This is a genomic window from Pseudoflavonifractor sp. An176 (assembly GCF_002160435.1).
Classification (GTDB): Bacteria; Bacillota; Clostridia; order Oscillospirales; family Oscillospiraceae; genus Enterenecus; species Enterenecus faecium.
Genome location: NZ_NFKO01000022.1, coordinates 19,520 through 33,133 on the forward strand (window position 1 = coordinate 19,520; position 13,614 = coordinate 33,133).

1 CRISPR repeat array (running past one end of the window) is annotated in these 13,614 nt (G+C 57.2%).

Annotated features, from left to right (window positions below):
• Positions 1–13,606: a CRISPR direct-repeat array (repeat unit 33 nt; unit sequence GTCGCACCCCACACGGGGTGCGTGGATTGAAAT) (it extends 7,005 nt beyond the left edge of the window).
• Positions 13,607–13,614: the final 8 nt, after the last annotated feature.

The following is a 13,614-nucleotide window of genomic DNA, read 5'->3' on the forward strand; positions in this document are numbered from 1 at the left end:
ATCAACCTCTTTCTCAAAATTGGCGTGTCCAAACCGGTCGCACCCCACACGGGGTGCGTGGATTGAAATATCTTCCCCAGTTTGGAACTGCCGGATTTCCCAGTCGCACCCCACACGGGGTGCGTGGATTGAAATTGACCGTTTACAACGAACCCGTTCACAAAGCCAAGGCGTCGCACCCCACACGGGGTGCGTGGATTGAAATCGATGGTCGCCATCTGGGACGGCAGTCCGGAAATTGTCGCACCCCACACGGGGTGCGTGGATTGAAATTTCTGGATATCGGTCAATCTAGCAGCCATAGCACCAGTCGCACCCCACACGGGGTGCGTGGATTGAAATAAGCTGTCCGCCTTGCCACCGCCCTTGAAATACACGTCGCACCCCACACGGGGTGCGTGGATTGAAATCTCCGGTATCTTGTCAATGATATGACGCTTAGGGGTCGCACCCCACACGGGGTGCGTGGATTGAAATAATTATGCCTTAACAGCAAAAGACCGAAAGTCGAGTCGCACCCCACACGGGGTGCGTGGATTGAAATCCGGCCTGATTAAGTCCATCCCTACCATCGTCCAGGTCGCACCCCACACGGGGTGCGTGGATTGAAATAAGATGCCGTCCCCGGTGCCCAGGGCAACATTCCCGGGTCGCACCCCACACGGGGTGCGTGGATTGAAATATATATGCCCCGTTTGTCAACTGCCTGGACGTGGTCGCACCCCACACGGGGTGCGTGGATTGAAATCTAACAATTGGTGGGACAGTACCAATTATGTCGGGGTCGCACCCCACACGGGGTGCGTGGATTGAAATTAAAAGTGTTGTTATTTTGACGGATAGAATTTTGAGTCGCACCCCACACGGGGTGCGTGGATTGAAATAATAGTGATTGACCGTTTAATGTTTTCCAGTCTCATGTCGCACCCCACACGGGGTGCGTGGATTGAAATAGAAAGATTTGATGGAATAATCGACAAAAGAGCCATAGTCGCACCCCACACGGGGTGCGTGGATTGAAATTTGTCCAATACTTAGACCCTTCACCAATAACATCGGTCGCACCCCACACGGGGTGCGTGGATTGAAATTAGCAGTAGACCGATAATATTGTTGAGCTTCAAGATGTCGCACCCCACACGGGGTGCGTGGATTGAAATGTCATCGTCCTCCCAGTTACAAGCTTGACACTCTTGTCGCACCCCACACGGGGTGCGTGGATTGAAATAATGTGGGCGAAAGTCCAGCCAGCCTCGGTGCGGGTCGCACCCCACACGGGGTGCGTGGATTGAAATTTAGAGACAATAATATCATCGTCTCCGTCTGATTGGTCGCACCCCACACGGGGTGCGTGGATTGAAATAATGAGGACTATGTGACATTTCCCAGGGACGATATGTCGCACCCCACACGGGGTGCGTGGATTGAAATACAAACAGGCCAATGGGACACACGCCCTTAAATCGTGTCGCACCCCACACGGGGTGCGTGGATTGAAATTCAATCGTCATAGTGGCCCAAGCAGGAGATAATAGTCGCACCCCACACGGGGTGCGTGGATTGAAATCCTGTGGGCAGCTTTGAGCGGAAGGGCCATTTTGGTCGCACCCCACACGGGGTGCGTGGATTGAAATACATCTTGCATGACGCTCTCCAGATACCGGAGGTGTCGCACCCCACACGGGGTGCGTGGATTGAAATCAGGGCCGGAAACCGCCCCTAATCCTTACCCTGGTCGCACCCCACACGGGGTGCGTGGATTGAAATCAGTCCGCTCGGCTCTGGTTCCAGTGGTTGTCGTAGGTCGCACCCCACACGGGGTGCGTGGATTGAAATACACCACCCCTGTATATCTGGAGGAGCAGCAGGCGGGTCGCACCCCACACGGGGTGCGTGGATTGAAATTCCCCGGTATTCCCCACCCAGGCAGGGAACCCGCAGGTCGCACCCCACACGGGGTGCGTGGATTGAAATTGGGTAGGCACAGGAGCTGGGGTGGTGGGCTTGGTCGCACCCCACACGGGGTGCGTGGATTGAAATAAAACACATTACAGGATACTTTAGGTGCTCAGAAGGTCGCACCCCACACGGGGTGCGTGGATTGAAATAATTAGACTCGCAATATAGTTGCCATAAGACAATAGTCGCACCCCACACGGGGTGCGTGGATTGAAATTTATAATATTTTGCCATCTTGAATTGGCTCTTGGGTCGCACCCCACACGGGGTGCGTGGATTGAAATCTTTGGGGAGACCAATTGGATGCCATCCTTGACCGTCGCACCCCACACGGGGTGCGTGGATTGAAATTATGACACTGAGGGCAATATGCTCTCCCTTGTTGGTGTCGCACCCCACACGGGGTGCGTGGATTGAAATAGTTCATATATAATGCCTTCAAAGAGATTTGGAGCAGTCGCACCCCACACGGGGTGCGTGGATTGAAATCGCAAAGACCTCTATGCCATACGAAAAGTAGCTGGTCGCACCCCACACGGGGTGCGTGGATTGAAATTTGAGGATAACGGGTATGCAATACGCTATATCCCCCGTCGCACCCCACACGGGGTGCGTGGATTGAAATTCAGATTAAGGAGGCTGGGCTTGAGTTGACTGATGTCGCACCCCACACGGGGTGCGTGGATTGAAATAGGGGGGATTGGGAAGGGTTTTTGAATGGCTTGCGTCGCACCCCACACGGGGTGCGTGGATTGAAATATTGGTAAGCGGGTTGCCTGGTTTGTGAACTTTGATGTCGCACCCCACACGGGGTGCGTGGATTGAAATTCAGATTAAGGAGGCTGGGCTTGAGTTGACTGATGTCGCACCCCACACGGGGTGCGTGGATTGAAATCATGGGATTGGTCTTTGACATTACAGGCTCTGATTTGGTCGCACCCCACACGGGGTGCGTGGATTGAAATCTGGTGGCGGCGGTGGTGTTTATCGGCGTGGGCCTGGTCGCACCCCACACGGGGTGCGTGGATTGAAATGATATCCGCATGACGGTTACCGACTATTTTGGGGCGTCGCACCCCACACGGGGTGCGTGGATTGAAATCTTCTTCGGCTCTTTTGCCGTTACCGTTCCTCTCCGTCGCACCCCACACGGGGTGCGTGGATTGAAATAACGTAGCCTGGAAAACTAGGCTCTCCGGCGGGCGTCGCACCCCACACGGGGTGCGTGGATTGAAATTGGGTAGGCACAGGAGCTGGGGTGGTGGGCTTGGTGGTCGCACCCCACACGGGGTGCGTGGATTGAAATTGATTGGTGTGGCCATGGCCACCCTGGTGGAGCTGGTCGCACCCCACACGGGGTGCGTGGATTGAAATCTCCAGGGCATCTTCCTGACGGACTGGACCAAGATGTCGCACCCCACACGGGGTGCGTGGATTGAAATTTTTCCCGCCGGACGAGCGGGACTTTACCACCCGTCGCACCCCACACGGGGTGCGTGGATTGAAATCCCAAGGGCACCATTGATCCACTTCTCACCGTCCGTCGCACCCCACACGGGGTGCGTGGATTGAAATTGGAACAGCTCCAGCTTGAGGGGCTGGCCCAGGCGTCGCACCCCACACGGGGTGCGTGGATTGAAATTAACACTAATCTGGATGCTACTAAATTCCACGTAGTCGCACCCCACACGGGGTGCGTGGATTGAAATTGATTGGTGTGGCCATGGCCACCCTGGTGGAGCTGGTCGCACCCCACACGGGGTGCGTGGATTGAAATTTTGGGGGGTGACCTATGGCAGACCGTATCAAGGTCGCACCCCACACGGGGTGCGTGGATTGAAATTCGTTGGTGGCCGTCCCTGCCCAGCGGGCGGCGGGTCGCACCCCACACGGGGTGCGTGGATTGAAATCCCCGGCCCCCTGCCGGGTCCTATGCCGTTTACATGTCGCACCCCACACGGGGTGCGTGGATTGAAATATCGATCATTCCAATTCCTCCAATCTCTTGATCTGCGTCGCACCCCACACGGGGTGCGTGGATTGAAATATTGCCAATGAAGTGTTGTCCGTGGTGGAAAACGCGTCGCACCCCACACGGGGTGCGTGGATTGAAATTCAAGCGCCCACCACGCAGGCTTGCACTTCTCGAGTCGCACCCCACACGGGGTGCGTGGATTGAAATTCCTCATTATCGTCAAACACTACTGGGCACTGGGTCGCACCCCACACGGGGTGCGTGGATTGAAATGGTGTTATTTGAGCGACAACGACTGCTACAAGGCCGGGTCGCACCCCACACGGGGTGCGTGGATTGAAATTCTGGTGTCGTCCGCATCAGCCAGAGGCCAGCCGTCGCACCCCACACGGGGTGCGTGGATTGAAATGATTGCAAAGGCATCCGAAAGCCCGGTGATGTTGGGTCGCACCCCACACGGGGTGCGTGGATTGAAATACTCACCCCTTTTCAGCCGCTCCACCTCACTGGGTCGCACCCCACACGGGGTGCGTGGATTGAAATTCTGTGTCGATAGACTGCCCACAATGCGGACACGTCGCACCCCACACGGGGTGCGTGGATTGAAATCACACCGCAATTGGTACACATCCAGTGGCCGTCTCGTCGCACCCCACACGGGGTGCGTGGATTGAAATACTAGACTTACCTAAACTACCCTTACCTAACCTAAGTCGCACCCCACACGGGGTGCGTGGATTGAAATATCACGTACCTGGTGCGGACTCTCACCATCAAAGTGTCGCACCCCACACGGGGTGCGTGGATTGAAATTCCAAGGCTCTGGCTGACCCCGCCAACACTGGAAGTCGCACCCCACACGGGGTGCGTGGATTGAAATAAGATAGAAGAATTTGGGAAACTCCCAAAACTAAACGTCGCACCCCACACGGGGTGCGTGGATTGAAATCACCAATGCAAGTTCTCCACCTCTGTCAGGTCGAGTCGCACCCCACACGGGGTGCGTGGATTGAAATCTCTAACGTGTTCCACCTCAATGCCCCACCGCTCGTCGCACCCCACACGGGGTGCGTGGATTGAAATTCGCTGATTTTTCGGTTTGGGTTGCCAAAATAAAGTCGCACCCCACACGGGGTGCGTGGATTGAAATGATGTTCCGCAGGCTCCGTCGAATCTCCATGCACGTCGCACCCCACACGGGGTGCGTGGATTGAAATTCACGTATGGGCACCATTGGCAGCGGGTCATATCGTCGCACCCCACACGGGGTGCGTGGATTGAAATTCTGCCGTCCTGGCCCTTAAAGTCACGATCTACCGCGTCGCACCCCACACGGGGTGCGTGGATTGAAATTGCTACAACCTACCGGCACGAATATACTACCACACGTCGCACCCCACACGGGGTGCGTGGATTGAAATCTCGTCGGAAATGTTGGCCAGACGGCAACGGGAGCGTCGCACCCCACACGGGGTGCGTGGATTGAAATGTTGCCACGCCTACACCCCCTCTGCGAGGTAGTGGTCGCACCCCACACGGGGTGCGTGGATTGAAATATATATTCCTTCCACCGATGCGGCCTAATCGGTCGTCGCACCCCACACGGGGTGCGTGGATTGAAATTCTCCTCTCTCTCTTTTTGCGCCCAGGACAACGCCGTCGCACCCCACACGGGGTGCGTGGATTGAAATCTGCTTTGATACCACAGTCGGCACGGGATCGAGAGGTCGCACCCCACACGGGGTGCGTGGATTGAAATAATGGCTCTAATTTTGCCGTAAAGTGCCCAGATTGTCGCACCCCACACGGGGTGCGTGGATTGAAATCCATCTGCATCGGTACAGCACTCATACATCCAGTGTCGCACCCCACACGGGGTGCGTGGATTGAAATTCCGGTGTTCCAGGCTCCTGGAAGTCTCGTGCCCGTCGCACCCCACACGGGGTGCGTGGATTGAAATCTTGTCCCAGGGTACAGGACAGGCGCACATACCCCACGTCGCACCCCACACGGGGTGCGTGGATTGAAATCATTGTGAGGTGCACTCATCATGAAGCTTCCAACCCGTCGCACCCCACACGGGGTGCGTGGATTGAAATTATGGTGTCAAACAATGGAATCACATGTGAGTGTCGCACCCCACACGGGGTGCGTGGATTGAAATGGAATACCTCTCACAGAGCGCATAACTTCGGCATGGTCGCACCCCACACGGGGTGCGTGGATTGAAATTTGCGGGATAACCTGGATGAATACTTTGTTGCTGTCGCACCCCACACGGGGTGCGTGGATTGAAATAAAAAGGTGTACCAGAAGTCTGGTGCCGCTGCGGCCTGTCGCACCCCACACGGGGTGCGTGGATTGAAATTCTGATGTATTCCAGCCCGTCTTTTCCCCACTGGGTCGCACCCCACACGGGGTGCGTGGATTGAAATAACGTGCAGGAGGTTTCCAGTGCTGCATGGCTACCGGTCGCACCCCACACGGGGTGCGTGGATTGAAATTACCGGAGCAAGGCATGGCAGGATATGCGCAAGGTCGCACCCCACACGGGGTGCGTGGATTGAAATTCCCTCCAGCGTCATCAACGCCTTTGGCCTGCCCGTCGCACCCCACACGGGGTGCGTGGATTGAAATTCTTCTACCACCCCGGAGGCTGCGGCTCGTACCATGTCGCACCCCACACGGGGTGCGTGGATTGAAATAAGGACATCTACGGTGGGGTGTACGACACCCAGAGTCGCACCCCACACGGGGTGCGTGGATTGAAATTTCCAACCTGGCAGGAGTTTCTGGACAGAAAGATGGTCGCACCCCACACGGGGTGCGTGGATTGAAATCCCGTTGAGGGCACGGCCGGCAGCCTTGGCCAGCGTCGCACCCCACACGGGGTGCGTGGATTGAAATCAGCCGGAGAGGCTGGCCCAGGCGGCCCGACGGGTCGCACCCCACACGGGGTGCGTGGATTGAAATGACTTGAAGCTGGGCTAATTGATCCTCGATGAAAAGTCGCACCCCACACGGGGTGCGTGGATTGAAATTTGGTGTCCTGCCACGGGTTGGGCCGGTAGTCCAGCGTCGCACCCCACACGGGGTGCGTGGATTGAAATTTCACGGCATCATAGCCCAGTTTGGCCTGGTCCATCGTCGCACCCCACACGGGGTGCGTGGATTGAAATTTAGCGTCTGGACGTTTACTGGCAGATTACTAATGTCGCACCCCACACGGGGTGCGTGGATTGAAATGTCATCGTCCAGCGCCCACCGTGCCCGCTGGAGCAGGTCGCACCCCACACGGGGTGCGTGGATTGAAATGATACCGACGGCAACATGTGCCAACTCGTGGCACAGTCGCACCCCACACGGGGTGCGTGGATTGAAATAAGGGCTCGAAGATACGGCATGACGATGGTGGTGTCGCACCCCACACGGGGTGCGTGGATTGAAATATCTATGCCTCGTTTGTCAACTGCCTGGACGTGGGTCGCACCCCACACGGGGTGCGTGGATTGAAATAACCGCAGATTTGACGGACTGTGCATCCGATGCGGTCGCACCCCACACGGGGTGCGTGGATTGAAATTTTGGCCCGTAGTACGTTCGGACATCCAGGTACACGTCGCACCCCACACGGGGTGCGTGGATTGAAATTCTGCTGACTAATGGTGTTGTATGCGTTCCGGGCGGGTCGCACCCCACACGGGGTGCGTGGATTGAAATTACGAAACCGGGAGAGGGAGATTGGGAATGGAGAGGAGTCGCACCCCACACGGGGTGCGTGGATTGAAATACACCACACCGGCTGTCCATCCATCCCTCGCAGCGTCGCACCCCACACGGGGTGCGTGGATTGAAATAATCCCTCTTTCTGCATGTATTCCCGCAGGGAAATGTCGCACCCCACACGGGGTGCGTGGATTGAAATCGTGGTTACGCCGTTGATACCAGAGACGGCCTCGCGTCGCACCCCACACGGGGTGCGTGGATTGAAATTCTGCTGAAATTCGAAGCGTGGAGCGGCCCAAGGAGTCGCACCCCACACGGGGTGCGTGGATTGAAATAAAATCGAGGCCACCGACTCCCGTGGGAACACGACGTCGCACCCCACACGGGGTGCGTGGATTGAAATAAAAACATGATGTAAGCGGGGGTGCACACCCGTGTCGCACCCCACACGGGGTGCGTGGATTGAAATCGGTGTCATTGCCCGGATTTGGTCGGCGGTGTACGTCGCACCCCACACGGGGTGCGTGGATTGAAATTGACAAGGCTGACCGGTATCTTGCCGGTCTGCTCGTCGCACCCCACACGGGGTGCGTGGATTGAAATTTTTATGCGGCACAAAAAAGGGAGGAGCTAGAGGGTCGCACCCCACACGGGGTGCGTGGATTGAAATACTGGTGGAAATTCATGTCTTTGTTTCGCTCCCGTCGCACCCCACACGGGGTGCGTGGATTGAAATCTAAAGCTCATCCTATCCATCGCCAAAGCTATCGGGTCGCACCCCACACGGGGTGCGTGGATTGAAATATCCTCGCCTGACTTTCCAGGCGGCGGGAATATCCAGTCGCACCCCACACGGGGTGCGTGGATTGAAATATCCATGCAGTGGTTGTATGCATCAACAGGCACCCCGTCGCACCCCACACGGGGTGCGTGGATTGAAATCCGATTGGAGGGTAGAATGGCACTACAAACAAAACGTCGCACCCCACACGGGGTGCGTGGATTGAAATCGAGATGGGGCCGGACTTGATGGCATCGGGAAGCAGTCGCACCCCACACGGGGTGCGTGGATTGAAATTTCGAATATCGCCCCAGACACAAACAGAAACAACAGTCGCACCCCACACGGGGTGCGTGGATTGAAATGTGTCGGTTGCAACGGGCGGATAGCGGTAGGCAAGTCGCACCCCACACGGGGTGCGTGGATTGAAATATCTTAGCCGTTGCGCTGTACGATTGATTTTCGAGTCGCACCCCACACGGGGTGCGTGGATTGAAATCCGACAGGTACTCATCTGCCGTAACATACCGTACAGGTCGCACCCCACACGGGGTGCGTGGATTGAAATCTATCTACGACTTTGGCAAGACTGACTTTAACTTCGTCGCACCCCACACGGGGTGCGTGGATTGAAATTATGCCAACTCCCAGCGCATGAGCTGGTGGTGGGGTCGCACCCCACACGGGGTGCGTGGATTGAAATTTTTCCTCGCCGCGCTTGATGTAGAATCCAAACGGGTCGCACCCCACACGGGGTGCGTGGATTGAAATGATGGGTGCAAGGTTTTGTCCATCGAAAATCTTCGTCGCACCCCACACGGGGTGCGTGGATTGAAATTCTATGTTGACTGGCAAGGGCGAGAAGGGCATGGCGTCGCACCCCACACGGGGTGCGTGGATTGAAATTGGTCAACCCAGAGGGCAACGGGTACATTTTTGGGTCGCACCCCACACGGGGTGCGTGGATTGAAATACGGTGTAGGGTGTAAAGCCCTGGGAGCCAGTACCGTCGCACCCCACACGGGGTGCGTGGATTGAAATATTGGTGGTGTTGATGATGGCAGAGCCCACCGGGGTCGCACCCCACACGGGGTGCGTGGATTGAAATCTCAAATGCCGGTGCCAGACTATCCACAATCATGTCGCACCCCACACGGGGTGCGTGGATTGAAATGAGACGATGTAAGGAGGATGTACTGTGGCACGAAAGTCGCACCCCACACGGGGTGCGTGGATTGAAATTCCTCCTTCGTTTGAGCTTCCTGCCCTGTGACTAGTCGCACCCCACACGGGGTGCGTGGATTGAAATCTGCAACGGACAGCCGTGGGAACACGACCACCGCCGTCGCACCCCACACGGGGTGCGTGGATTGAAATCCCGCACCAGCCCCTACGGCTATGGTATCTACGCCGTCGCACCCCACACGGGGTGCGTGGATTGAAATCCCCTGGGACGTGGCCGTGATCTGATACATGGGGTCGCACCCCACACGGGGTGCGTGGATTGAAATTCATCATACATCCCCAGGGACTTTGGGGTGAGGCGTCGCACCCCACACGGGGTGCGTGGATTGAAATCATACCACCCCTGTATATCTGGAGGAGCAGCTGGCGGTCGCACCCCACACGGGGTGCGTGGATTGAAATCGTGGGAGGTCTTGGCCGACCTTGGCGAGCTCCGCGTCGCACCCCACACGGGGTGCGTGGATTGAAATCTGGATACAGGGGCCGGAAGCCCGGCCCCTGTGCGGGTCGCACCCCACACGGGGTGCGTGGATTGAAATCATCATACGTGGCTCCATGCTGCTGCCCTTGATCCTGTCGCACCCCACACGGGGTGCGTGGATTGAAATTCATGTATAGCCAGGGTCAATATTTGGCCCGAAGCGTCGCACCCCACACGGGGTGCGTGGATTGAAATTTTGCCTGGAGCAGTGCAAACTGGAGGGAGAGCAGGTCGCACCCCACACGGGGTGCGTGGATTGAAATCTGGTGGCGGCGGTGGTGTTTATTGCCGTGGGCCGTCGCACCCCACACGGGGTGCGTGGATTGAAATCCTTGCCAAAGTAGTTTTTGGTGTTGGCCACAAAGTCGCACCCCACACGGGGTGCGTGGATTGAAATTTTGTTGATCCGATTCAGAAAGGTTGATGGGACCGTCGCACCCCACACGGGGTGCGTGGATTGAAATCAGAAATATGGACTCCTCCAGGCCATACCGCTTGGGTCGCACCCCACACGGGGTGCGTGGATTGAAATCACAACTCCCCTAAATCGACTAGCGGCGCCCTCGAAGTCGCACCCCACACGGGGTGCGTGGATTGAAATATCGTAGGGTAGGCATCCGGCGTCAAAAAAATCCCGGTCGCACCCCACACGGGGTGCGTGGATTGAAATATCAGCTGTCACACTAAATATCTCTGCAAGGTGTGTCGCACCCCACACGGGGTGCGTGGATTGAAATTTCCCGCCTCCACCCAGCTGTGGCAGCTGGACCTGTCGCACCCCACACGGGGTGCGTGGATTGAAATCACAGACTTCGGGGATTATGCCGAGGTCTACGAGTCGTCGCACCCCACACGGGGTGCGTGGATTGAAATCCACCGAGGGTGAGCAGCGCAATGGCAGCTCTGTGTCGCACCCCACACGGGGTGCGTGGATTGAAATCGCAATCCACGGAGGTGGACGATGGCAAAGGCAAGTCGCACCCCACACGGGGTGCGTGGATTGAAATTTGTCCACGGTGGTGTAGATGTTGGCAACGATGGGAGTCGCACCCCACACGGGGTGCGTGGATTGAAATTATTTTACCCCTTGACATTACGCCTATAAAGGCGTCGCACCCCACACGGGGTGCGTGGATTGAAATCACGGATTCCTCGGCGGTCTGGCAGAAGATTTCATCCGTCGCACCCCACACGGGGTGCGTGGATTGAAATCTCGGCGTTGTCCATCGTGGAGACGCACTCCACGTCGCACCCCACACGGGGTGCGTGGATTGAAATTTGTCGTTGTACCGTGCGTTGATGATCTCAAAAAGCAGGTCGCACCCCACACGGGGTGCGTGGATTGAAATTTGAGGTCGCTGTCGTACTTGCCCTTTGCCACAGTCGCACCCCACACGGGGTGCGTGGATTGAAATTCTAACATCTCTCCACCTCGGTACACCAGGCCAGTCGCACCCCACACGGGGTGCGTGGATTGAAATATCGTTTTTATCATAGAACAGTCTTATCCTCCATCCGGTCGCACCCCACACGGGGTGCGTGGATTGAAATTCTGCTAAGACTCTATTCCAGCGTGTGAGAGACGGGTCGCACCCCACACGGGGTGCGTGGATTGAAATCCCCGCCGTAAAATTTACGGTAGCCACCGCCACCGTCGCACCCCACACGGGGTGCGTGGATTGAAATTCCATAAAGCCCTTGAATGCATTGGGGACCACCACCCGTCGCACCCCACACGGGGTGCGTGGATTGAAATGTCCTCTCCGGTGATGAACTGTCTGACCTCCCAGTCGCACCCCACACGGGGTGCGTGGATTGAAATCCTGTACGTCAAGAAGGATGTGTTCGATGGCCTGTCGCACCCCACACGGGGTGCGTGGATTGAAATTCAAGGCCATGTCAGCCTCCCACACTCCATACATGTCGCACCCCACACGGGGTGCGTGGATTGAAATTTGCCGATGGTCGCCATCTGGGACGGCAGGCCGGGTCGCACCCCACACGGGGTGCGTGGATTGAAATTTTCGCTGTGGCGTGATAATCGGGTTGTCGTCAATGTCGCACCCCACACGGGGTGCGTGGATTGAAATATGTATTCCCGCAGGGAAACGAGCTGTGCTCTTGTCGCACCCCACACGGGGTGCGTGGATTGAAATGTCGATAGCTCCAACGCGGACGGCCTCAGAAAGGGCCGTCGCACCCCACACGGGGTGCGTGGATTGAAATGCCATTGATGTCATACGACTTATACGCTTTCATGTCGCACCCCACACGGGGTGCGTGGATTGAAATTGTAGTGCGGGGTTATGAACCGCTCAACAAGGTAGTCGCACCCCACACGGGGTGCGTGGATTGAAATTCCTTTCGTTTTGCGGGGTTGCTCCCCCGTCCCTGGTCGCACCCCACACGGGGTGCGTGGATTGAAATCTGACGTAAACACGCTATACACTGACACGGGCGAGTCGCACCCCACACGGGGTGCGTGGATTGAAATACGTAGGTGCTGCCACACCTACCATGCAGTCACCGTCGCACCCCACACGGGGTGCGTGGATTGAAATTATAATGCGGCACAGAACAGGGAGGAGCTGGAGGGGTCGCACCCCACACGGGGTGCGTGGATTGAAATTATACTCCTCAGTCAAGGCCTCCACCACCCTTGCCGTCGCACCCCACACGGGGTGCGTGGATTGAAATACCTCCGTGGATTGCCCAGGCGAATCCGTTGCCCGCGTCGCACCCCACACGGGGTGCGTGGATTGAAATTCGGTCAATCCCATGATATAGTCCACAGAGCACTGGTCGCACCCCACACGGGGTGCGTGGATTGAAATCAACGAATCCTGCCCACGAAGTGCAATTTTATAGTCGCACCCCACACGGGGTGCGTGGATTGAAATTTTGCGTCCTGCCACGGGTTTGGTCGGTAGTCCAGGTCGCACCCCACACGGGGTGCGTGGATTGAAATTTGCTCTGACAATCCATCACACCATCCCCCGCCGGGTCGCACCCCACACGGGGTGCGTGGATTGAAATACTATGCCGTCCAGACGGCAAACGATGACACTCCGTCGCACCCCACACGGGGTGCGTGGATTGAAATACTATGCCGTCCAGACGGCAAACGATGACACTCCGTCGCACCCCACACGGGGTGCGTGGATTGAAATTGGGCAGCTGCCCGGTTGGCAGCCTTGACCGCCGTCGCACCCCACACGGGGTGCGTGGATTGAAATTTGGTGATGTTGCTGCTGGAATCCCCATCGAAGCAGTCGCACCCCACACGGGGTGCGTGGATTGAAATTTATTGCGTTTATCCTTTGCGTTTGCTGGTTTGCGTCGCACCCCACACGGGGTGCGTGGATTGAAATTATGCAACGGCGAACGACATTTCGTCCATCACGGTGTCGCACCCCACACGGGGTGCGTGGATTGAAATATCCCCGT